The 22,710-nt window shown below is 72.2% G+C and carries 18 protein-coding genes; 10 read left to right on the forward strand and 8 right to left on the reverse strand.

Annotated elements, in window-relative coordinates:
* Positions 1 to 13 precede the first annotated feature (13 nt).
* Positions 14 to 3,193, forward strand: a complete 3,180-nt coding sequence (locus O7634_RS08890; RefSeq protein WP_278149657.1) for a UvrD-helicase domain-containing protein — start codon at positions 14 to 16, stop codon at positions 3,191 to 3,193.
* A 137-nt stretch (positions 3,194 to 3,330) separates the two neighbouring features.
* Here O7634_RS08890 and O7634_RS08895 read toward each other — a convergent pair whose 3' ends face one another.
* Together O7634_RS08895 and O7634_RS08900 are read right to left on the reverse strand one after the other, a co-directional pair.
* Positions 3,331 to 3,960, reverse strand: coding sequence for a prepilin peptidase (locus O7634_RS08895; RefSeq protein WP_278149658.1), 630 nt, complete (start codon positions 3,958 to 3,960; stop codon positions 3,331 to 3,333).
* 10 nt (positions 3,961 to 3,970) lie between these two features.
* A complete protein-coding gene (locus O7634_RS08900) occupies positions 3,971 to 4,975 on the reverse strand; it encodes an EamA family transporter (protein WP_278149659.1) in 1,005 nt (334 codons plus the stop codon).
* Between the two features lie 272 nt (positions 4,976 to 5,247).
* Between O7634_RS08900 and O7634_RS08905 the strand changes: the two genes are divergently transcribed.
* The 3 genes from O7634_RS08905 to O7634_RS08915 all read left to right on the forward strand — a co-directional run bounded on the left by O7634_RS08905 (position 5,248) and on the right by O7634_RS08915 (position 8,044).
* A complete protein-coding gene (locus O7634_RS08905; protein ID WP_278153917.1) occupies positions 5,248 to 5,757 on the forward strand; it encodes a hypothetical protein in 510 nt (169 codons plus the stop codon).
* A 460-nt stretch (positions 5,758 to 6,217) separates the two neighbouring features.
* Positions 6,218 to 6,667, forward strand: coding sequence for a hypothetical protein (locus O7634_RS31890; protein ID WP_347404309.1), 450 nt, complete (start codon positions 6,218 to 6,220; stop codon positions 6,665 to 6,667).
* A 135-nt stretch (positions 6,668 to 6,802) separates the two neighbouring features.
* Positions 6,803 to 8,044 carry an ATP-binding protein gene (locus tag O7634_RS08915; protein ID WP_278149661.1) on the forward strand — a complete coding sequence of 414 codons (1,242 nt, stop codon included), beginning with the start codon at positions 6,803 to 6,805 and terminating at the stop codon, positions 8,042 to 8,044.
* Between the two features lie 5 nt (positions 8,045 to 8,049).
* Here O7634_RS08915 and O7634_RS08920 read toward each other — a convergent pair whose 3' ends face one another.
* Positions 8,050 to 8,598 carry an N-acetyltransferase gene (locus tag O7634_RS08920; protein WP_278149662.1) on the reverse strand — a complete coding sequence of 183 codons (549 nt, stop codon included), beginning with the start codon at positions 8,596 to 8,598 and terminating at the stop codon, positions 8,050 to 8,052.
* Positions 8,599 to 8,731: 133 nt separating this feature from the next.
* Between O7634_RS08920 and O7634_RS08925 the strand changes: the two genes are divergently transcribed.
* Positions 8,732 to 9,277, forward strand: a complete 546-nt coding sequence (locus O7634_RS08925; RefSeq protein ID WP_278149663.1) for a DoxX family protein — start codon at positions 8,732 to 8,734, stop codon at positions 9,275 to 9,277.
* Between the two features lie 215 nt (positions 9,278 to 9,492).
* On the forward strand, positions 9,493 to 10,938 hold the full coding sequence (locus O7634_RS08930) for a glycosyltransferase 87 family protein (protein WP_278149664.1): 1,446 nt from the start codon (positions 9,493 to 9,495) through the stop codon (positions 10,936 to 10,938).
* A 4-nt stretch (positions 10,939 to 10,942) separates the two neighbouring features.
* Here the strand turns inward: O7634_RS08930 and O7634_RS08935 are convergent, their stop codons facing one another.
* From O7634_RS08935 to O7634_RS08955, 5 genes are all read right to left on the reverse strand, one after another.
* Positions 10,943 to 11,371, reverse strand: coding sequence for a molybdenum cofactor biosynthesis protein MoaE (locus O7634_RS08935; protein WP_278149665.1), 429 nt, complete (start codon positions 11,369 to 11,371; stop codon positions 10,943 to 10,945).
* Positions 11,368 to 12,624, reverse strand: coding sequence for a molybdopterin molybdotransferase MoeA (locus O7634_RS08940; protein ID WP_278149666.1), 1,257 nt, complete (start codon positions 12,622 to 12,624; stop codon positions 11,368 to 11,370). Before O7634_RS08940 ends, O7634_RS08935 begins: the two co-directional genes overlap by 4 nt.
* A gap of 84 nt (positions 12,625 to 12,708) precedes the next feature.
* Complete coding sequence (locus O7634_RS08945; RefSeq protein WP_278149667.1) at positions 12,709 to 13,179, reverse strand: MogA/MoaB family molybdenum cofactor biosynthesis protein; 471 nt, start codon at positions 13,177 to 13,179, stop codon at positions 12,709 to 12,711.
* On the reverse strand, positions 13,176 to 13,667 hold the full coding sequence (gene moaC, locus O7634_RS08950) for a cyclic pyranopterin monophosphate synthase MoaC (RefSeq protein WP_278149668.1): 492 nt from the start codon (positions 13,665 to 13,667) through the stop codon (positions 13,176 to 13,178). The genes O7634_RS08945 and moaC overlap by 4 nt, the downstream gene beginning before the upstream one ends.
* A 253-nt stretch (positions 13,668 to 13,920) precedes the next feature.
* Positions 13,921 to 17,004, reverse strand: coding sequence for a BTAD domain-containing putative transcriptional regulator (locus O7634_RS08955; protein ID WP_278149669.1), 3,084 nt, complete (start codon positions 17,002 to 17,004; stop codon positions 13,921 to 13,923).
* A gap of 622 nt (positions 17,005 to 17,626) precedes the next feature.
* Between O7634_RS08955 and O7634_RS08960 the strand changes: the two genes are divergently transcribed.
* The 4 genes from O7634_RS08960 to O7634_RS08975 are packed head-to-tail and all read left to right on the forward strand — an operon-like array spanning position 17,627 to position 22,606.
* Positions 17,627 to 20,149, forward strand: coding sequence for a bifunctional diguanylate cyclase/phosphodiesterase (locus O7634_RS08960; RefSeq protein ID WP_278149670.1), 2,523 nt, complete (start codon positions 17,627 to 17,629; stop codon positions 20,147 to 20,149).
* A gap of 57 nt (positions 20,150 to 20,206) precedes the next feature.
* Complete coding sequence (locus O7634_RS08965; protein WP_278149671.1) at positions 20,207 to 21,532, forward strand: glycosyltransferase family 87 protein; 1,326 nt, start codon at positions 20,207 to 20,209, stop codon at positions 21,530 to 21,532.
* 41 nt (positions 21,533 to 21,573) lie between these two features.
* The gene (locus O7634_RS08970) at positions 21,574 to 22,206 is read left to right on the forward strand and encodes a phosphoribosyltransferase (protein WP_278149672.1); all 633 of its coding nucleotides are present in this window, start codon (positions 21,574 to 21,576) and stop codon (positions 22,204 to 22,206) included.
* Positions 22,207 to 22,228: 22 nt separating this feature from the next.
* Positions 22,229 to 22,606, forward strand: coding sequence for a zf-TFIIB domain-containing protein (locus O7634_RS08975; protein WP_278149673.1), 378 nt, complete (start codon positions 22,229 to 22,231; stop codon positions 22,604 to 22,606).
* The last annotated feature ends 104 nt before the right edge of the window (positions 22,607 to 22,710 follow it).

The following is a 22,710-nucleotide window of genomic DNA, read 5'->3' on the forward strand; positions in this document are numbered from 1 at the left end:
GACAGGATGCGGCGTGCCCCCGTTCAGCGCCGTACCCCCCGGTGGCCTCCCGCCATTCGTCGCGGACCTGCACATCCACTCGAAATACTCGCGCGCGTGCAGCCGTGACCTCACCACACCGAACCTCGCGTGGTGGGCGCGACGTAAGGGCATCGGTCTGCTCGGCACCGGCGACTTCACCCACCCCGCCTGGTACGACCACCTGCGTGAGACGCTGCACCCGGCCGAGCCGGGGCTGTACCGACTGGACCCCGACGCGGAACGGGATGTCGCCCGCCGGCTGCCGCCCCGCCTGGCCAGCGTCGCGGAGGCCGACCCGGTCCGGTTCATGCTGAGCGTCGAGATCTCCACCATCTACAAGAGGGACGACCGGACCCGCAAGGTGCACCACCTGATCTACCTGCCTGATCTGGACGCGGTGGCCCGGTTCAACACCGCGCTCGGCCGGATCGGCAACCTCGGCTCGGACGGCCGGCCGATCCTCGGACTGGACTCCCGCGACCTGCTGGAGATCACCCTGGAGGCCAGCCCGGACGGTTACCTGGTGCCGGCGCACATCTGGACGCCCTGGTTCTCGGCGCTGGGCTCGAAGTCCGGCTTCGACGCGATCGCTGACTGCTACGCCGACCTGGCCGAGCACATCTTCGCCGTGGAGACCGGGCTCTCCTCCGACCCGGCGATGAACTGGCGGGTCGGCAGCCTCGACCGCTACCAGTTGGTGTCCAACTCGGACGCGCACTCGCCACCGGCCCTCGGCCGGGAGGCGACGGTGTTGACCGCCGAACGGGACTACTTCGCCGTCCGGGAGGCGCTGCGGACCGGGAACGGCCTGGCCGGGACCATCGAGTTCTTCCCCGAGGAGGGCAAGTACCACGCCGACGGGCACCGGTTGTGCGGGGTCAACTGGTCCCCGGAGCGCACCCGCGCGGCTGGCGGGCGGTGCCCCGAGTGTGGCAAGCCGCTCACCGTGGGTGTGCTGAGCCGGGTCGAGGAGCTGGCCGACCGCCCGGAGGGGCACCGGCCGGCGCACGCCCGGGACGTCACCCATCTGGTGCCGCTCGCCGAGATCCTTGGCGAGATCAACAAGGTCGGCGTCAAGTCCAAGAAGGTCGAGGGACGGTTCAACGAGCTGCTGGCCACGCTCGGCCCCGAGTTGGAGATCCTGACCACGACGCCGTTGAGCGACATCGCGCAGGCCGGTGGCGAGCTGCTCGCGGAGGGCATCGGGCGGCTGCGCCGCGGTGACGTACGCCGGGTGCCCGGCTACGACGGCGAGTACGGGGTGATCACGCTGTTCGATCCGGCGGAGCTGGGCGCGCAGGAGACGCTGTTCGACGTACCCGTGCCGGCGCAACGACCGCCCGCGGAGCCGGCTCCCCGCGCGACGGCCAAGCGCCCGACGGCGGCCAGGGCCGAGCCGAAACGCAAGCCGGCCCCGCCGCCCGCACCGCCGATAGCGCCGCCGCCGTCACCACACGAGCCGTTCGAGCCGATGCTCGCCGGGATGGAAGAGGTCGGCACCGGACTGCTGGACCGGTTGGACGCGATGCAGCGGGTGGCCGCGTCCGCGCCCGGCGGCCCACTGCTCATCGTGGCCGGTCCCGGCACCGGCAAGACCAGGACCCTCACCCACCGGATCGCGTACCTCTGCGCGGAGCTGAACGTCTTCCCCGAGCAGTGCCTCGCGATCACGTTCACCCGCCGGGCCGCCGAGGAGTTGCGGCACCGCCTCGACGGCCTGCTCGGTCCGGTCGCCGAGGACGTGACAGTGGGCACGTTCCACGCGCTGGGGCTGACCATCCTGCGGGACAACGCCGAGGCGGCGGGCCTGCCGGCCGGTTTCCGGATCGCCGACGACGCCGAGCGGGCCGCCGCCCGGACGGAGGCCGGCGACGACGCCGCCGCCTACACCGCGCTGCTGCGCAAGCAGGACCTCGTCGACCTGGACGAGTTGGTGAGCCTGCCGGTGGAGCTGCTGCGGGCCGACCCGAAGCTGGTCGAGCGGTACCGGGACCGCTGGCGGTGGATCTTCGTCGACGAGTACCAGGACGTCGACGCGGTGCAGTACGAGCTGCTGCGGCTACTCAGCCCCGCCGACGGCAACCTGTGCGCGATCGGCGACCCGGACCAGGCGATCTACTCGTTCCGCGGCGCGGACGTCGGCTACTTCCTGCGCTTCTCCGAGGACTTCACCGACGCCCGGCTGGTCCGGCTCAACCGCAACTACCGCTCGTCCGCGCCGATCCTGGCCGCCGCCGTGCAGGCCATCGCGCCGTCCTCGCTGGTCCGGGGCCGGCGACTGGACCCGGCCCGGCTCGACCCGGAGGCACCCCTGGTCGGGCGGTACCCGGCGGCGTCCGTCGCCGAGGAGGCCGACTTCGTGGTGCGTACCGTCGACGATCTGGTCGGTGGGTTGTCGCACCGCTCGCTGGACTCGGGCCGCATCGACGGGCGTTCGACCACGCTGTCGTTCTCCGACATCGCCGTGCTGTACCGCACCGACTCGCAGGCCGCCCCGATCGTCGACGCCCTGACCCGGGCGAACATCCCGGTGCAGAAGCGTTCCCACGACAGGTTGCGGGACCGCCCCGGCGTCGCCGCCATCGCCCGCGAACTGCGGCACGCCGACGGCCTGTCCGGCCCGCTGGCCGCCCGGGTGCGGTTGGCCGGCCAGGTCGTCGCGGAGCGGTTCGCGGTGCCCACCCTGGACGGAGCCAGCAGCGCGGTTCGACCGGAGGACGTCCGCTCGGCGGTGGACCTGCTGACCCCGCTGGCCCGGCGGTGCGGCGACGATCTGGAGACCTTCCTGTCCCAGTTGGCCACCGGCGCGGAGGTGGACGCCCTGGACCCGCGCGCCGAGGCGGTCACGCTACTCACCCTGCACGCGGCGAAGGGCCTGGAGTTTCCGGTGGTCTTCCTGGTCGGCGTCGAGGACGGGTTGCTGCCGTTGCGCTGGCCGGGCTCGACGCCCGACGAGGACGCCGTCGCGGAGGAGCGCCGGCTCTTCTTCGTCGGCCTGACCCGGGCCCAGGACCGGCTCTACGTCAGCCACGCGGCCCGCCGCGTCCGCCACGGCGCGGAGCGCGACTGCGCGCCCTCGCCGTACCTGAGCGCGATCGACCCCGGCCTGTTCGAACGCTTCGGCGAGGCCGAACCCCGCCGCCCCAAGGACCGCCAACTCCGCCTGATCTAACCTCCCCCCACCCGCGCCGAGCCCCGCCCCTTTTCTCGCGATCTTGCACTTTGAGATGACGATCTGTAGGTTTTCGCACCTTTTGTCGCCGCAGCAAGTGCAAGATCGGCGCGAAGCAGGGGGGCACGGGGGGGGATTCAGGGGAGGAGGGCGGCTAGCCAGGCTCCGGTGAGGAGGGCTGGTCCCAGCGGCAGCGGGGTGTCGCGGCGGATCTGCCGGGTGGCGAGCAGGCCGAGGGCCAGCGTGCCGAACAGCAGGTGCGGTAGGAGCAGCCCGGTGAGCAGCACGTCGCGGCCGAGCCAGCCGAGCGGCAGGCCGAGGACGGCGGCGAGTTTCACGTCCCCGAAGCCGAGCCGGGAGCCGGGAAGCAGGGCCAGCAGCACGTGTGCGGCGCCGGCGACCAGCGCGCCCGCCAGCGCGCCGAGGAACCGGGCCGGAACGTCGCCGAGCAGCGCCACGCCACCGAGGCCGAGGAGGCCCAGTAGCGCGGCGGCGAGCACCAGTGGGTCGGGTAGGCGCAGGCAGGCCAGGTCGACCCGGGCCAGCACCAGCCCCACCGCCGCCACCGCGAGGAGGACCGGCAGCGCCGGGTCGTCGGCCCGCGCGACGGCGAGCCCGACGAACACCACCGCCGCCACCGCCGGGCTCACCCAGACGCCACGGCCCAGCCGGGCCGGCATGGTCGCGAAGCGCCGGGCCAACGGGGGTACGACCACACCGATGGACCCGCCGAGCACGGTCACCCCGACCAGCGCAGCCGCCGACATGGGGCGCAGATTAGCGACCGTCCCCCGTCGGCGCGGCCCCCGAACGCGAGCCCGGGCGCACCCGGCGAGGCCGTTCGGTGGTCACCACCACAGCCACGCCGGCGACGATGACGGCGCCGCCGAGCAGGACCTGCGGGGTGATCGGCTCGGCCACCAGCAGCGCGCCGAGGGCCACCGCCACCACCGGGTTGACGTAGGCGTACGTCGACACCAGCGAGATGGGCGCGTTGTGCAGCAGCCAGATGTACGCGGTGAAGGCCACCAGCGAGCCCGCCACCATGAGGTAGGCCAGCGCGAGCCAGGATCGGGTGCTGACCGCCGCCGGGTGGAAGTCGCCCAACTCGCCCCGACCGGCGGCGACGACGGCCAGCGCCAGCGCTCCGGCCATCATCTCGTACACGGTGGCCACGAAGGGGTCGACGGGCATCCGGATCCGTCCGGACAGGAACGAGCCGATCGACCAGCAGGTGGACGCCGCCACGACTGTCAACGCCCCGAGCAGCGGGACCGCGGCGGAGTCGCCGGCCGGCAGCACCAGCAGGACCAGTCCGGCGAAGCCCACCGTGACCCCGACGAGGGTCCAGACCGGCGGACGGTCCCCGGTGATCGAGCGCAGCAGCACCACCAGCAACGGCACCGTGGCCACCAGCAGCGCGGCGATCCCGGACGGAACCGCCGTGCCGGGCGGTCCGGATTCGGCGAGCACCACGAGGCCGTTGCCGCCGGCGAGCAGGAGCACACCGACAAGCGCGGCCGAGCCGAGCTGCCACCTGTCGACCCGGAGCGCGCCCGGCCCTCGGCGCAGCCGCAGCACCACCGCCAGCAGCAGACCGGCCACGGCGAACCGCAGGACGGCCGACAACAGCGGGGGTAGCGTCTCCACGGCTATCCGGATGGCCAGATAGGTGGAACCCCACAGCACGTAGACCACGATCAACGCGGTCCAGATCAGTGCCGGCGTGCTGCCGGCGACACGGCTGGCGAGGGCTGTGCCGCTCGGCGAAGGTGAGCTCATCAGTGGACCACGCTACGGTGGCGTCGGGGTCGGCGTCGCATGTTCGTGGCCGGCCTCTCATCACTGCGCAGGAGGGCGGCATGACGAACTACGGACCACCGGGGGGCGGCAACCCGGGACCGTGGCGTGGACCTCGACCCGACGAAACCTACGGTCGCCCGGCCCAGCAGCCCTACCCGCCGTCGGTTCCGTCGTACCCGCCGGCGCCGAACGGGCACCCCGGGTCGTACGGCGGCGGACCCCAGACGCCCCACGGCAGCCCCTACGAGCCGGTGTACGGCGGCCAGCCGTACCAGCTCGACGACGACAGGTACGGCGACGACCGTCCGCCGAACCGGCGCGGTCGGGGGCCGCTGATCGCGGTACTCGCCGTTGTGCTGGTGCTGCTGGCGGCTGGCGGCGCCGCGTTCTGGCTCGGTCGGGGCAAGGGCGACCCGGCACCGGTAGCCGCTCCGACCACTCCGGCGGCGGTCGACGAGCCCAGCCCGGACGCGTCGGCGCCCACGCCGAGCGCCGCCGCGCCGCAGTCGTCGGCCGATCCCCGGTTCGCCAAGGTCGGCCAGTGCGTCCGCAACGACGGCGTGGCCGGCGGCAAACCCAAGCTGCTGATCAGCGGTTGCACCGCCAAGTCGTACGAGGTGCTGAGCCGGATCGACGGCGCGACGAGCGGTGAGCGGGACGCCGAGGCCAAGTGCGCCAAGGTCGAGGGCTACACCAACTGGTACTTCTTCGACAGCGAGCTGGACACTCTCGACTTCGTCCTCTGCCTCAAGCAACGCTGAGACCACCCACCCCGGGAATGACATGACGACCTACGGACCATCGGGTCCCGATCATCCGGACGACCCGTACCAGCGCCCGCCCACCGGGCCCGACGGCTCACCGGCGGTCGACCCCACAGTGCCCCAGTGGAGTACGCCGCCACCCGCGGACGATCCGACCCGGCAGCAGTGGGGGCCACCACCCGCCGGGGCGGAGCCGCCGACAGCACCGATGTGGGCCCCACCGCCCACGTCGGGTCCGGGCTACCCACCGCCGGCGGCCGATTCGGGCCCACCGCCGCCCACCTCGGGTGCGGGCTACCCGCCACCCGTCTCGGGTCCCGGCTACCCGCCGCCCGGGCCGTTCCCGCCGGCCGGGCCGATGCCGGGTCAGCCCGCCGGATTGGTGCCGGGTCAGCCCGCCGGGCCGATGCCGGGTCAGCCGGCCGGTCCCTGGGGTCAGCCGGCTCCCGGCTACCCGATGCCGCCGGCGGTTCCGGCGAAGAAGACGGGCGGCAAGGTCGCCCTCATCATCGCGCTGGTGGTGCTGCTCGTGCTGTGTCCCTGCCTCGGGCTGGCCGGTTGGGCGGTCTGGCGGGTCGCGGACGCCGCGAACGAGGTCGATCCCACGCCAACTCTCAGCGCGCCGGTGTTTCCGCCCGCCCTGCCCGACGACCCACCGACGCCGGCCGCGCCCACCCCGGACGAGGAGTTCGCCCGGGGTGACTGCGTGGTGAACGACGGCAGCGACGACGACGCCGCGTTGCGCAAGGTGCCGTGCGGCCCGAACACCTATCAGGTGCTGCTGCGGATTCCGGCCACCACCGACGGGGACCGCTGCGAGACACTCGCGCCGCAGGCGACCGCGAACTACGTGCACGACAACTCGATCGACCTGTTCGACTACGTGCTCTGCCTGAAGAAGCGGTAGCGCGATTGCCGAAACTAGGGCTGTCTAGCATCCACGCTAGACAGCCCTAGTTTCGTGTCGACAGCCCCGACACGCCGGTAGCCGCATCTATCCATGTCTAGCTGCGCAGCTAGATGGCCCGATACTCTGCGATGCGTGGATCCGGTCCGCAACCCGTACGCGCCGGGCGCCGGCCAGCGTCCGCCCGAACTCGCCGGGCGGGGGCGGGAGCTGGACGTCTTCGACATCGTGCTGGAACGCATCGCGCGGGGTCGCCCGGAGCGCAGCCTGATGCTCACCGGGCTCCGTGGGGTCGGCAAGACCGTCCTGCTCAACACCCTCCGGTCCCAGGCGATCAACCGCCTCTGGGGCACCGGCAAGATCGAGGCGAGACCGGACCAGTCGTTGCGCCGTCCGGTCGCCGCCGCCCTGCACATGGCGGTCCGGGAGCTGGCTCCCCGACACCGCGCACCCGACCGGATCGACGCCTTCCTCGGCGTACTCAAGGCGTTCGCCCAGCGCTCCGCCCCCACCGGCCGGGCCGGCGCCGCACCCAAGCTCCGCGACCGGTGGCAGCCCGGCATCGACGTGCCGGCGGCCAGCGGCCGAGCGGACTCCGGGGACATCGAGATCGACCTTGTCGAGCTGTTCAGCGACGCCGCCGCGGTGGCGAGCGACGTCGGCACCGGCATCGCCGTCTTCATCGACGAGATGCAGGACCTCGGCCCGGAGGACGTGTCGGCGCTCTGTGCCGCCTGCCACGAGCTGTCCCAGCTCGGCGCGCCGCTGATCGTCGTCGGCGCCGGCCTGCCGCACCTGCCGGCCGTGCTCAGCGCCGCCAAGTCGTACTCCGAGCGGTTGTTCCGCTACCAGCGCATCGACCGGCTCGACCGGATCGCCGCCGACCACGCGCTCTGCGCGCCCGCCGAGCGCGAGGAGGTCGAGTACGAGCAGAAGGCCCTCGACCTGCTCTACGAGAAGTCCGGCGGCTACCCCTACTTCGTCCAGGCGTACGGGAAGGCGACCTGGGACCACGCGCCGCGCTCGCCGATCACCGCAGCCGACGTGCGGGTCGCCGCGCCCGAGGCGGAGGCCGAGCTGGCGGTCGGGTTCTTCGGGTCGCGGTTCGAACGGGCCACTCCGGCCGAACGCGAGTACATGCGGGCGATGGCGACGCTGTCAGCGGTCGAGGGCGAGCCCGGCACCGTGGTTCGCGACGACATGGACGCGGCGGTGCCCACAGCGGAGATCGCCCGCGCTCTGGGCCGCAAGCCCGCGAGTCTCTCCCCGGCCCGGGACGCGTTGATCAAGAAGGGCTTGATCTATTCCGGTGAACGGGGCACCGTCGCCTTCACGGTCCCGCACTTCGGGCGGTATTTGCGGACTCAGCCGGCCTGACCGTCTCAGACCTTCGACCAGGGCGCCGGGAAGAGCACCTCGCCGCGTGGCGGCGGACCCTCCTCACTGGTCGACGGCGGCAGCACCAACGCCTGCCAGGGCTCGCCGAGGCCGGCCCACGGGCTGCTCAGGCCCAGCTCCGTCGCGGGGCCGAACCCGAACCGCCGGTAGAAGGCCGGTGCGCCGAGGACGACGACGAGCCGCTCGGTCAGTTCGGTGGCGGCGTCCAGGGCGGCCTGCACGACAGCCGTGCCGTGGCCGACCCGCTGTCGGTGCGGTGCGACGGCCACCGGGCCGAGCGCCAGCACGGGCACGTCCGGACCGCGCTCCGGCCGCAGCCGCACGCGGGTGAGCAGGGCGTACCCGACGATCTCGCCGCCGTACTCGGCGACCATGGCCAGCTCCGGCAGCCAGGCGGGCGTGCCCCGCAGCTCGTCCACCAGACTCACCTCCGGCGGCGTCGGCACGTCCGGACGGGCGAAGGCGGCGGCCAGTACGCGGCGGACCGGGCCGGCGTCGGCCGGGTCCTCGGGTCGGAGCCGCAGCGTCGTCACCCGCGCGACGTTACCCGCCACCGCTCGTCCATCCGTGACTGTCGCTCGATTCGGCGTGGCGCACGTGTACACGTACCGATCCGATCCTGCGGTTGCCCGGGTAGCAAACGCCGCGAAGGGGTATGACTGATCCATGACGCCCGTACGCTCCCTCGCCCGCGCCATGTTGAGCGGCATCTTCGTGGTGCAGGGATACCGCAACTTCCGCAACCCGGGCCGGCTGACGGCGGCCGCCCAACCGGTGACCGACAAGGTCGCGCCGATGCTGAAGAAGGCGCACCCCAACTTCCCCACGGAGACCGAGAAGCTGGTCCGGCTCAACGCGGCGGTGCAGGCCGGCGCGGGCCTGATGCTGGCCACCGGGCGGTTCAGCCGGCCCGCGGCGCTGGTGCTGGCCGGCACGCTGGTGCCGGTGACCATCGCCGGGCATCCCTTCTGGAACAACGACGACCCGGTCGCCAAGAACAACAACCAGATCCACGCGCTGAAGAACCTCGGTCTCCTCGGCGGTCTGCTGCTCGCCGCCGCGGACACCGGCGGCAAGCCCGGTCTGCGGTGGCGCGCCGGCCATCGCATCGGCCACTCTCGACGTTCCATGCAGCGGGCCGTCCGTACCGCCCGACGCGAGGCGCGGATCGCCGTCCGGTCCGCGGCCACCGCACGTCGACTGCCGGGCTGACCTGCGTCAATGCAATCCTGTCTCATCCCTCACCCCCGCTAAGGCCACGAATTACCTGAACCACCCGGTAGGCGTTAACGCGGTGGAAATGTCAAAAACATGTGTGGGATCGGACACGGTCGCATAACGCGGGAGGCACTGACGTGAGGCGCCGTTCTAGGCTCCGTGCAGGACCTGGACGGGTAGGACGACCTTGGTACGGGGGTGGCCACGCCATGCCGACGGCTGTCGGTAGACGGGCGGACCGCCTCGCCCCAATCCAGCGTGTGACGCGTGGGATCGATCGCAGGAACGTCGTACGGGGCGCCATCGTGGCCGCCGTCGCTTACGCCGCATGGCTCGCCATCGGCACCTTCGGGCGGCCGTACAACTTCTTCGACATGAAGATCTACCACGGTGCGGTGGTGTGGTGGGCGAGCGGTCACGAGCTCTACGAGTTCATCGCGCCCGGAACCACACTCGGGTTCACCTATCCGCCCTTCGCCGGGCTGGTCATGCTGCCGATGGCACAGCTCCCGGTCGGTCTGGCCGGCCTGGCGAACGTCGTCGCCAGCATCGCCGCGTTGGCGCTGGTGCTGGCCGGGCTGCTGCGCCCCATCGTGGACCGGCTGGGCTGGCCGCTGTGGTTCACAGTGGCCGTGGCGGTGCCGCTCGCGGTCGCGATCGAGCCGGGCCGGGAGACCCTCGGCTACGGCCAGGTCAACCTGCTGCTGTTCGCCCTGATCATGGCGGACCTGATCGGCCTGCGGTGGCGCTCCCGCCGGGGCACCCACTACGTCGCGACCGACGGGCCGCTGCTCCGCTTCGTCTACGGCGGGGCGTGGGCCGGCGCCGGCATCGGCCTGGCCACCGCGATAAAGCTGACCCCGGCGCTGTTCATCGTCTACCTGCTGATCACCCGTCAGTGGCGGGTGGCGGCCACGGCGATCGGCACCGCGATCGGCGTGACGGTGGCGTCCTTCGTGATCGTCGGCGACGAGTCACGCACCTACTTCGGCAGCGTGCTCTGGCAGACCGAACGGGTCGGCGCGGCGGACATGACGCCCAACCAGTCGCTCGCCGGACTGCTCGCCCGGCTGTACGACTCGATCGAGACCCCGGGCCTGCTCTGGCTCGCCTTCTCGGTGCTGATGCTGGCGCTGGGCCTGTCCCGGGCGGCCAGTTCCCGCGCCGACGGTGACGAGTTGACCGCGTTCACCCTCGTCGGTCTGACCGCGAACGTGATCAGCCCGATCTCCTGGACGCATCACCTGGTCTGGGTGATCCCGGCGATCATCGTGCTGGCCGACGCCGCCGTACGCCGCCGGGAGGCGAGCCGGGGGTTGCCGCAACGCAACGGCCAGGGCGCCGGGTTCGGTGGGCTGTCCGGGGTGAACGGGCTCCGCCCGCCGATCTGGTATCCCACGTTGACCGGGCTGCGGCACGGCGTCGCCGCGATCGGGCTCTATCTGCTCTTCCTGATCTCGCCGATCTGGCCGTACGAGCACCAACTGCCGGAGATGTCGCACTACCAGGACGGCCTCTTCGGCGCGCTGATGGAGAACTCGCTGGCTCTCGCGCTGATCGTGCTCGTCGCCGCGTTGCCCTGGCGTCCGGGAGCGGAGCCGGCCTTCTACGGCGATCGGCTCGCCCGGACCGTGGTGGTCAACGGCCAACGCTGAACGGTCAGGGGCAGTTGACCCACTCCTCGGTGCCGTCGGTGAAGACCTGCCGCTTCCAGATCGGCAGGCGGGCCTTGACCTCGTCGACCAGCCGGGCGCAGGCCGCGAAGGCCGCCGCCCGGTGGGCGGTGCTCACCGCGGCCACCAGGGCGACGTCACCGATCGCCAGCGCGCCGACCCGGTGCGAGACCGCCACCGCGTAGACGTCCGGGTCCGCGGCGATCTCGGCGGCGACCTCGCGGAGCACCTGCGCGGCGCTGGGGTGCCCCTCGTACTCCAGGCTGGTGACCTGGCGGCCGTGGTCGTGGTCGCGGACCACGCCCTGGAAGGAGACCACCGCGCCGGCCCGGCGGTCGGCGACCGCGGCCTCGTGCGTGGCGAGATCCAGTGGCTGGTCGGTGACCTCGCCGAAGGTGATCGCTGGTGCGGTCACGACACACGCTCCCCGGGAAACAGTGGCAGCGGCACGAACGGCACCCGGTCTCCCGCAGCGCCGCTGGTGCCGGGTCGGATGACGGCGAAGCCGTCCGCGCCGGCCAGGCCGCGCAGCATGGCTGAGCCGACGTGTCGGACCGGCCGGGCGACGCCCGCGACGCGGTCCAGCCGCACCAGCGCCAGGTGGGTGTGGTCGCCGCGACCGGGCACCGCCTCGGCCAGCGTGGTGTGCGGCAGCACCGGCATGGCGCGGCCCTGGAGGCCGGCGAGCAGGGGAGCGACGAGCGAGACCAGTGCGACGATGGCGGACTGCGGGTTGCCCGGCAACCCGGCCACGAACCGGACCCGCCCGTCGTGGTCGGTCAGCCGGGCCAGCAGCATCGGAAAGCCCGGCCGGACCGCCACCGTGTTGACCACGTAGTCGGCGCCGAGCGCCTCCAGCGTCGGGTGCAGGTGGTCGACCGGACCGTTCATCGTGCCGCCGGTCGTGCAGACCAGATCGGCGGTGCCGAGCGCCGCGCGCACGGCCGCCACGTGCGCGGGCAGCGTGTCGGCCACCGGGCCGACCACGTCGGACGGACGGACCTGGCAACCGTAGCGTCGCAGCCACCCGGGCACCGCCGGGCCCAGCGCGTCCCGGACGCGGCCGGCCGCCGGCGGACCCGACGTCAGCAGCTCGTCGCCGAAGACCAACAGCGCGGCCCGCGGCACCCGCCGGACCCGCAGCGTGTCATGCCCGCACGAGGCCGCCAGCCCGATCACCGCCGGGTCGACAGGCGTGCCGGCCGGCAGCAGCTCCTCACCCGCGGACGCCTCCTCGCCGGGCTCGCGCCACTCCGGCGCCTCCCGGGGCACGCCGCTGACCAGGCCGTCGACTGTCGTCGACTCCTCCACCCGCAGGACGGCAGTGGCTCCCTGGGGCACCATCGCACCGGTCGCGATCTCGACGGTCGTGCCGTCCTCGGTCAGCGGAGCGGGCGTGCTGCCCGCCAGCACCCGGCCGACGACGCGCCACGGGCCACTGCCGCGCACCGCCCAGCCGTCCACGCTGGAGGTCGGAAAGGCGGGCAGGTCGGTGCGGGGGGTCAGCGGCTCGGCCAGGGTCGACCCGTCGGCGTCGGCCAGCGATCGGACGACTGCGGGCAGCGCGGCGGCCAGACCGACCGCGTAGACCCGCGCCCGCGCCTCCTCCCACCCGGCCGGGGGCGGTGCGCTGACCCGATCCGCCGTGGGTGCGGTTTCCGTGCTCACCGACCGAGCCTATCGGCCCGGACCGACACCCGCCGGAACCTGGACGGGCGCGGGCCGTCGGTGGACCCCGCCGCGCGGTGGTGCCTAGTGGTCTCCGCCGCGTAGCTGGTCGACGGTGTGGCCGAGGATGGGACCGAGGACGGCCAGGCCGTCGCGGGCACCACCGGTCGAGCCGGGCAGGTTGACCACGAGCATCCGGCCGGCGACGCCGGCCAGGCCCCGGGACAGCACCGAGGTGGGCACCCGGTCCCGACTGTGCGCGCGGATCGCCTCGGCGATGCCCGGGATCTCGTAGTCCAGCAGACCCCTTGTGACGTCCGGAGTCCGATCCGACGGCGTCACCCCGGTGCCGCCACTGGTCAGCACCACGTCGACACCGTCGTCGCGGGCGGCCCGCAGCGCCGCGCCGACCGGCTCACCGTCGGGCACCACCACCGGCTCGTCCACCTGGCAGCCCAGCTCACGTAGACCGGCGACGAGCAGGGGCCCGCTGGTGTCGGCGTAGACACCCGCCGCGGCCCGGTTGGACGCGACGATCACCCGTGCCCGGATCACTGGCGGTCCTCCGGACGCACCCACTCGCCGGTCTTGCCGCCCTCCTTGCGCAGCACCCGCACGGCCTCGACCGACGCCGCCGGGTCGACCGCCTTGACCATGTCGATCAGGGCGAGACCGGCGACGGCGACCGCCGTGAGCGCCTCCATCTCCACCCCCGTCCGGTCCGCCGTGCGGGCGGTGGCGGTGATCTCCACGGTGTCGGTGGTCAACCGCAGGTCGACGGTGACGCCGTGCAGGGCGATCGGGTGGCAGAGCGGAATCAGATCCGGCGTGCGCTTGGCCCCCATGATGCCGGCCAGCCGACCGACCGCCAACGCGTCACCCTTGGGCAACCCGTCGCGGTGCAGCAGGTCGACGACCTCGGGAGTGGTCCGCAGGCGACCGGCGGCGACGGCCAGCCGACCGGTCACCGCCTTGGCGGAGACGTCGACCATGCGTGCCGCGCCGGCGCGGTCGACGTGGCTGAGCTGCGCGGGTTCCGTCACGGTCGTGAGCCTATCGCCGGGGTACGACGGCGCTGTGAAGGAGCGGCGTCACGCTGACTGCGCGCCGGGTGCTGACGGCGCACCGTCGGACGCCGCTCCTTCCGCGCCGACCCGTCGTCGAGGAGACCGGGGGGAAACCTCACAACGGGCGGTCGACGCGGTCCTGCACACCGGCAGAACCTTCCCCGTTCGTCGTTACGCCAGAAGCTATCGGGCGCCGCGATAAGAAATCGATAAGCGCTGTACGGGCTGGTCAGCGCCCCACGTACGCGGCCCGGTCCGGCAACTCCGCCAGCCGCCGTTCGACCTCGAAGCGCTCCGGCACACCCATCCGTCGGAAGATCGCCAGTGCCCGTTCCCAGTGCCGTCGGGCCTCGACGGGGTCGACGCGGGCGAAGTGCTCCGCGAGCCCGGACAGCGCGCGTCCCTGCTCGTGCGGGTGTGCGATCCGGGTCGCCAACCGCAGGGCTTCCTGGAACATCTCGTACGCCTCGCCGCCGCGTCCCTGCGCCAGCAGGGTGCGCCCGAGTTCGTTCAGGGCCGCGGCCTCGACGTGCCGTTCCCCCGAGGCGACTGACAGCTTGCGGGCCGTCTCGTGTTCCTGCTGAGCCTCGACCAGCCGACCGAGACCGCGGTAGGCGATCCCGAGATCGTTGCGCACCTCGCCCTCGGCGTACCGGTGGCCGGTGCGATCACGCAGGGCCAGGGAGGCGAGCAGGATGCGGATGGCCTGCGGTAGGGCGCCCATCCGCACGCGTACGGCCCCGATGTGGCTGAGGGCGTTCAGGATGTGAAAGTCGTCCGAGTGCGTCCGGGCCCAGAACAGGTGCAGACGGTGCAGACGCAACGCCTCCTCGTACCGGCCCAGCGAGATCAGCGCTATGCCGAGGTTCGGCAACGCCATCGGCACTTCGACGTTGCCGTACCCCTTGTAGTCGCGCAGGGACTCCCGGCTGACGTCCACCGCGGCGGTCAGATTGCCGTTCCACCAGTAGACGGCCGCCAGGTTGGCACGGTACCGCGCGGTGTTCAGCGAGTCGCGTGATTCTCTGCTGAGCGCGACCGCGCGGGTCAGGTGGCTGAGCGCGTTGCGGTTGTCACCGGTGCGGACGTAGCCGGAGGCGAGGTAGTTGTTCATCAACGCCGTGGCCGCGACGTCTCCGGTCGTTTCCGCCGCGACCAGCGCGTGGCGGTGGGTGAGGATGATGTCCTCGAAGTACCCGCGGATGTAACAGAAGCGCCAGAGCGCGCGGGCCAGTCGCCAGGAGTGTTCGTGGAAGCCGTGGTCGAGGGCGGACACCACAATGGTCACCAGATCCGTCCGCTCCGCCTCGAGCCAGTCGGCGGTGAGCTCACCGATCGCATCGACCAACTCGGGTCGCCAGGTCGGTGCGGGGTCGAGGTTGAAGCGGAGGACGCCGGGCTCCACCGTCTCGGCGGCCGTCAGCGCCGCCGCCACCGTGAAGTCGAACAGCTGGGCCAGCGCGCGCCGTCGATCGTCCACCGGATCGGTGCGCGAACACAGTTCGGCGGAGTACTGGCGCATGAGGTCGTGCAGCTGATATCGCGTGGAGTCCACGTCCTCCACCAGGTTGCGGTCGACGAGGTCGTCGAGCGCCCCGCGCGCCTCCGGGACACTCAGGCCGGTCAGGGCGGCGACCGACGGAGGGCCGAATCGACGGCCGGGGTACAGACCCAGGAACCGGAAGACCCGCCGGGTGGGTTCCGGCAGCGGCTCGTACGAGGTGGCGAAGGCGCCACGGACCGTGCTCTGCTCGCCGGCCAGCTGGTGTAGCGCCGACGTCGCGCCGGCCAACTGGTCGACGAGGTCCGCCACCTGCCAACCCCGTCGGTGGGCCAGTCGAGCGCCGGCCAGCCGAATCGCCAGCGGAAGATGCCCGCAGAGCCGAACCAGTGTGGCCGCCGCGTCCGGCTCGGCTGTCACCCGGTCCCGACCCAGGGTGAGTGCGAGGAGGTCCAGGCTCTCCTGCTCGGTCAGGGCCGGCAGCGTCTGCGATGGCCCGACACCCAGGTGGGCGAGTCTGCGCCGCGAGGTCACCAGCACGACGGCGGTCGGTTCGACCGGCAGGAGCGGCATGATCTGTTCGCTGCCCGCGGCATTGTCGAGCACGATCACCGATCTGCGGAGGGCGAGTTCCCGTCGCCACAACTCCCGCCGGTCGTCGAACTCGATCGGGATCCGCTCCGCGGGCACCTCGAGTTGACGGAGCAGGGTCACCAGCGCGCTCGCTGGTTCGACCTGGTTCTTCTCGCCATGCCCGCACAGGTCGATGAAGAGCGCGGCGTCCGGATACCCGGCGGACAACCGGCGGGCCAGGTGCACCGCAAGGGTCGTCTTTCCGCTACCGGCCATGCCGTCGATGATGTGCACAGCCGGCACCCGCTCCTCGACCCGCCGGGTCTCGGACAACAGCCGCGACACCACGTCCTCCCGACCCACGAAGTCGGTCACCGCCCGAGGTAGGTGATCCACTTGGTGCGGTTGACGCCTTCTTTCCGCGTCGACGGCGCCCTGGGAGGCCGCAACGCTCGACACCGCGCCTGCACTCCGACCGGTCGGACGAGGTGCTCGGGCTGGGCCCGCCTTGATCGCCATGTGCAGGGACTGGAGGCTGGCGCCCGGAACGGTGCCGAGTTCGCTCGTCAGCCGCGTCCGCAGCTCGTCGTACGCGACCAGGGCGCCCGCGTGGTCGCCACGCTCGTACAACCCCCGCAGCAGCAGGGCGTACGCCGGTTCCCGGAGCGGATGACGGACGATGAGCTCCCGCAACAACGGGATGGCCAGATCGTCCCGCCCGGACCGCAGTTGCACGTCGGCGAGGAGTTCCACGGCCAGCAGGCGCTCCTCTTCGGCGGCCACCGCGCGAGCGGTCAGCACGGGCCCGAGCGGAATCCCGGCGAATATCGGGCCGCGCCAGCGCGCCACCGCGGTGGCCAACAGTTCGAGGGCCCGATCCAAATCGCCGGTCATGACAGCTTCCCGGCCGGCAGCGCGCTCCATCTCGAAGCGGAAGACGTCGATAAGCTCCGGGCCGACGGTGAGCCGGTAGCCGTTCTGCTGCCGAACGATGATGCTCGGTCCGGTGTCGGAAGCCTCGAAGGTCCGGCGCAGATTGGCGGCGTAGGTTCGGACATTCGCAATCGCGGAGCGCGGCGGGTCATCCGACCACAACTCGTCGACCAGGTCGTTCAGGCTGACCAGTTGACCCGCGTGTACCGCGAGCATCGCGAACACCGCCTGTTGTTTAGGCGTACCAAGGTGCAGCTTGCGATCAGGCAGTTGCGCCGAGAGGCCGCCCAGAAGTTGAATCTCCACCCGTCCCCCTGATGCAGCAGGGTGTCCAGCCGATCACGGAACGAAGCTTACGGGCCTCGGGAGTCAGGGCCGAGGGGCTGTCCCACGCCCCGGTCATCGCGTCGACGGGAAGCCGGGTGCAATACGAACATCGCAAGAACCAACGGAAGCCTCGACGTGCATTTGCGAAAAGAAGGAGCGAAAGACCCCAAATACAGGAATCTTCGCCGGCCCGTGCGGCCGGCCGGCGCTCGCGCACGGTCAACCGAATCGGCGGATGAGTTGTGACACCTCAGCGCTCACACTGATGGGCGCGGCCCCTCCATCGGTCCTGCGGGCGACATTCCGCTACGGAACGGCTGCGCCAGGCGAGCGATCCAGTGCTCTCCGCACCGGAACCCAAACAGAATGTCACTTATGCGCGCAAGATTAACTTATGTTGAGGATAACGACATTTATCATCCCTAACTAGGGCCAACCCCATTTAAGCTCCATTCGTAGAGAGCCGACTCCGACAGGTTCGGCAGTCACGAAGGAGGGGGTAGGTGAAATGCGCGGAAACGAGTGGGGCTGAGAACCACGCAGGACTTCCCCGTCACGCGGCGGTATGGTTCCAGCAGGACAGGAGCTATCCAGGAGCTGCGTGGCCTCTGCACAACGACGCGACGGTGAGGGAGACCGACGGCTACGGCTGATCGTCGGTCTCCTCGTCGTTGCCGCCACGGTCATCGCACTCGCCTCCCTCAACCGGATCTTCCCAGCGGCGAAGGCCCCGACACCCGACGGGGCCACGCTGGTGACGCTGACCGCCATGATCGCCCTCGGGGCGTTCGTCAAGGCACGCGTCCGGGTCCGCTCCACAGTGCACCTGATCAGTTGGAGCGAGGCGGCGATCGTCATCGCGGCAGCCATCGTCCCGATCCCCTGGGTTCTGCTCTGCACGTGCATCGGGATCACCATCGCGTCGGCCCGCCTACCACCGATCAAGATCGCCTTCGGCGTCGGCAAGAACATCCTTGTCGCGGCGGGCGCCGGCATCACCTTCGCACTCCTCGACTGGACCTGGCCCGCCATGCGGGCCCCGCAACTGGTGGGAATCCTGGCGGTCGCCTACCTCCTCGCCGCCGCCCTCGACGAGGTGCTCGCCATCCCCGTGATCGCCCTGGCCTCCGGCACCCGAATCCTGTCCCAGTTCCGCAGCAACCTGGACCTTCGCCTGGCCGGGTACGCGGTCCGGTTCGTGGTGGCCGCGCTGACCCTGCTCACCCTCCGCGCGGACCCGCGTCTGCTGCTCGCCGTCCCGCCCCTCGTGCTCAGCCTGCACCTCGCCTACTCCGCCCGCATCCGCGGCCGTACCGAGCAGCAGGCGTGGCAGCGACTGGCCCGCACCACCGACGCCCTCAACGTGGTCGACCTGGACAACGTCCTCACCACCGCCGTCACCCAGGCCGCCGAGCTGTTCTCCGCCGACGAGGTCGAGATCGAGCTGCGCGACGGCGGCCGCACCGTACGCGGCGGCACCGGCGGCATCACCTTCGACGGCCCGACCGGCACACCCACCGACGTGAACGGCACCGTCGTCCCCACGCCGCTGGAGGGCCACGACCGCACCGTCGACGTCGGGCTGCTCCGGTTGCGCTTCCGCGGCCCGGTGCGGCTCTCCGAGCGGGAGCAGTACACCCTGCGCACCTTCGCCTCCGCGCTCTGCACCGCCGTACGCAACGCCCAGGCGTACGCCGAGCTGGCCCGGGTCGCCGACGACCACGCGTACGCCGCCACACACGACGCGCTCACCGACCTGGCCAACCGCCGACACCTGCTCGACGAGGGCACCGAACAGCTGAGCACCCGCCACGCCGACGGGGTGACCGCCCTGGTGCTGATCGACCTCAACCACTTCAAGGAGGTCAACGACACCCTCGGGCACGCCGCCGGCGACCAGGTGCTGGTGCAGGTCGCCAACCGGCTGCGCGACGCCGCCCAACCGAGCGACCTGGTGGCCCGCCTCGGTGGCGACGAGTTCGCCGTACTCCTGCGCGGGCTGCCGGCCCCGGCGGTGGCCGCGCACCGGGCCGAGAGCCTGCTCGCCGCCCTGCACGAGCCCTTCGAGCTGGACGGCATGCGGATCAGCGTGGAGGCCAGCGGCGGCATCGCCGTCGCCCCGCCCAGCGGCGGCATGGCCGAGCTGCTGCGCCGTGCCGACGTCGCCATGTACCAGGCGAAACGGGCCGGGCAGCGAACCTCCACCTACGCTCCGACCCGGGACACCGCCGACCTGGGCCGGCTCACCCTCGGCGGCGAACTGCCACGCGCGGTCGCCGACCACGAGTTCGTCGTCAACTTCCAACCGATCGTCGACCTGGGCACCGGGGTGGTCACCAGCGCCGAGGCCCTGGCCCGCTGGCACCACCCCACCCACGGCATGATCGACCCGCTGCGCTTCCTGGAGGCCGTGGAACGCTCCGGCCTGCTACCCGCCTTCGCCGAGGCGATCCTCGACCAGGCGCTCATCGCCGCCGCCGACTGGCGCGACGCCGGCTTCGACGTACCCGTCGCGGTGAACGTGTCCCCCCGCAGCCTGCTCGACGCGCGGTTCCCCGGCTCGGTGCTGGCCCGGCTCCGCGCCCACGACCTGCCACCGGACCGGCTCGTCCTGGAGCTGACCGAGACGCTGACACTCAGCCAACTCGACGTGGTCGACCGGGTCCTCAGCCGGCTCCGCGACGAGGGCGTACGGCTGGCCCTCGACGACTTCGGCACCGGCTACTCCTCGCTGTCCCTGCTCTCCCGGATCCCCGTTCACGAGTTGAAGATCGACCGCAGCTTCGTGACGACGATGGAGAGCTCGACGGAGGCCGCCGCGGTCATCCGTTCCACCCTCGACCTGGGGCGCAGCCTCGACCTCGACGTGGTCGCCGAGGGTGTCGAGAGCGAACCGCAGCGACGCGCCCTCTGGCAGTTGGGCTGTGTCGCCGGCCAGGGCCACCTCTTCGCCCGACCGATGCCCGCCGGCACCCTGCTCGCCGCGATGCAACGCGGCTCCGGTGGTCGACCGGGCACCCTCGCCGCGCCGCTGCACGACGCCGGAGCGGTCATCCGGCTGACCCAGAACCGCCGCCAGAGCGGCCGGCACAACCCCGACCGCCTCCCGCACCTGCCCGCCTGACACCGCGACCACCGGCGTCCCGTCGCGCGACCAGCCTGGTCTGCCAGACTGTCGCCCGTGATCGTCGACGACCGGACCGCCCGCCGCCGACGCCGGCACTGGCGGACGCTCGACACCGCCGCCGGCGGCCTCGCCCTCGACCTCGGCCTCTACGCGGTGTCGGCCGTCTTCGCCGCGGTCACCGCGGTCACCTCGACCCTGCTGCCACACCGGGCCTGGGGCACCGTCGCCGCCGCCGGCTACCTGCTCGCGACGCTCGCGGTACTCGCCCAACTGGCGCTCCGCCGGCACGATCCAACCTCCCGACTGACCGGCCTACCAGCCCGCTGGACGGTCACCGGCCTCACCTGGGCCCTGACCGCACTGCTGCCGCTGGCCTGGCAGAGCATCGACCGGTCCGCCGGGCGCACCGACCGCGCCCAGGAGGAAGTCCTCGTCGTCGAGCAGGCCGGCATCCGCCTCCTGGAGCACGGCACCCCGTACCTCGGACCCGACGCCATCGCCGCCCTACCACCCGGCGAACAGCTGCTCGGCTACACCCCGTACCAGCCGGGCATGGCGATGTTCGGTCTACCCAGAGCGCTCGTCGACACCTGGTGGACCGACTCCCGGGTCTGGTTCGCGGTGGGCACCGCGCTCGCGCTCGCCCTGGCCGTCGCCGCCCTCCGCGGCACACCAGCCACCCCCACCGACGCCACCCGCCGACGTGACGCCGCGCTGCTGCGCGGGGTGCAGGCCGCCACCGTCCTGCCCATCTGCGCCCTCACCCTCGCCACCGGCGGCGACGACCTCCCCGTACTCGCGCTCTGCCTGCTCGCCCTCACTCTCGCCGCCGCCGACCGGCCCGGCCGCGCCGGCCTGGCCGTCGGGCTCGCCGGCGCCCTGAAGCTCTTCGCCTGGCCGGTAGCGCTCGTCCTGATCGTCTGGGGCCTGACCCGGCGCGCCGGCGCCCGGGTCGCCGCCGGCGCGATCGGCCTGCCCGTCGCCGCGCTGGTGCCGGCCCTGCTCGTGGACCGCGACGCGCTGATCGAGAACGTGCTGCGCTTCCCACTCGGCCACGGCCTCGTCACCAGCCCCGCCCAGTCCCCGTTCCCCGGCCACCTGATCGCCAGCACGCTGCCCGCCGGCCGCCTGATCGCCGCCGGGCTGCTGGTCGCCGCCGGCCTGGCCATCGCCGTCCGACTCGCCCGCCGCCCGCCCCGAACCGCCGTCGCCACCACGGTCGTCTGCGGGTACGGGCTACTCGTCGCCATCGCCCTGATGCCGTCCACCCGCTTCGGCTACCTGCTGTACCCGCTGGCCCTGCTCACCTGGGCACCCGCCCTGCACCGGCAGACCGCCCGCACGTCCGACGAGCGCTCCGGTCGGACCACTTCGGCCTAACCGGCGGGCGGAACAGCCCGTCAGGGCGTACACCTGAAGGCATGACGACCTACCGCGACCGGGCCGACGCCGGCCGGGTGCTCTCCGAACGACTCACCGCGCTCATCGGCGAACCGGACGTCGTCGTTCTCGGCCTGGTCCGCGGCGGAGTCCCGGTCGCCCGGGTCGTCGCCGAACGGCTCGGCGCGCCACTCGACGTCCTGGTCGTCCGCAAACTCGGCATGCCCTGGGCCCGCGAGGTCGCCTTCGGCGCGCTCGGGCCGGGCGGGGTCACGGTGCTCAACGAGGCGGTGGCCAGCCGACTCAGCAGCGACGACATCGCCGAGGTCCGCCGACGCGAGCAAGCCGAACTGGAACGCCGGGAACGGCTCTACCGGGGCGGCCGCGCACAGGTGGACCTCACCGGACGAACGGCCGTGATCGTCGACGACGGCCTCGCCACCGGCGCCACCGCCCGCGCCGCCGTCGAAGTCGTCCGGCGCCTCGGCGCGCACCGGGTCGTCGTCGCCGTCCCGGTCGGCGCCCAGGAGGCGTACGAACTGCTCAGCGCCGAGGCCGACCAGGTCATCTGCGCCCAACGACCCACCGACTTCGGGGCGGTCAGCGTCTACTACGACGACTTTCACGAGGTGTCCGACGAAGAAGTCACCGAGGCGCTCACAGCAACCGCCTAGGTGCACCAGGTACCGTCGGGAGATGAGCCTTACCTGTCCCAAGTGTCGTGGAGAAATGCGCCAGTACGAGCGCAGTGGCGTCGTCATCGACCAGTGCGGGGAGTGCCGAGGCATCTTCCTGGACCGGGGTGAGTTGGAGAAGCTGTTCGAGGCGGAGGCCAACTGGAGCCGCCAACAGACCGGAGGCGCCCCGGGGCAGCCCAGCCACCAGCCAGCCGGTTACCCCCCGCCGCCCCCGCCGCCGCACCAGCCCGGTTACGGCAGCGTCCCGCCGCCGCCCCCGCCAGCACACGGCTACCCGCCGCAGCCGGCCTACGGCCACCAGCAGCAGCACCACGGCTACCACGGCCACTACCGGCACAAGAAGCGCAAGGGATTCCTCGACGAGATGTTCGGCTGAGCCCAGGCCGACGCAGCGCCCGGGTCGACCCCCGACCTCGGCCCGGGCACATCACCCACCGTCCAACCCGGGCGGGCGGCATCGGTTCGTGCGAGGCTGCATCG

Source organism: Micromonospora sp. WMMD1120 (genome assembly GCF_029626235.1).
In the GTDB taxonomy this organism is placed as follows: Bacteria; Actinomycetota; Actinomycetes; order Mycobacteriales; family Micromonosporaceae; genus Micromonospora.

Bases quoted from the DNA above. Each gene is read 5' to 3' on its own strand.
- O7634_RS08925 (WP_278149663.1), top strand. From the start codon at position 8,732: ATGACGCCCGTACGCTCCCTCGCCCGCGCCATGTTGAGCGGCATCTTC.
- O7634_RS08970 (WP_278149672.1), top strand. From the start codon at position 21,574: ATGACGACCTACCGCGACCGGGCCGACGCCGGCCGGGTGCTCTCCGAA.
- O7634_RS08975 (WP_278149673.1), top strand. From the start codon at position 22,229: ATGAGCCTTACCTGTCCCAAGTGTCGTGGAGAAATGCGCCAGTACGAG.
- O7634_RS08900 (WP_278149659.1), bottom strand. From the start codon at position 4,975: ATGAGCTCACCTTCGCCGAGCGGCACAGCCCTCGCCAGCCGTGTCGCC.
- O7634_RS08930 (WP_278149664.1), top strand. From the start codon at position 9,493: ATGCCGACGGCTGTCGGTAGACGGGCGGACCGCCTCGCCCCAATCCAG.
- O7634_RS31890 (WP_347404309.1), top strand. From the start codon at position 6,218: ATGCCGCCGGCGGTTCCGGCGAAGAAGACGGGCGGCAAGGTCGCCCTC.
- O7634_RS08895 (WP_278149658.1), bottom strand. From the start codon at position 3,960: ATGTCGGCGGCTGCGCTGGTCGGGGTGACCGTGCTCGGCGGGTCCATC.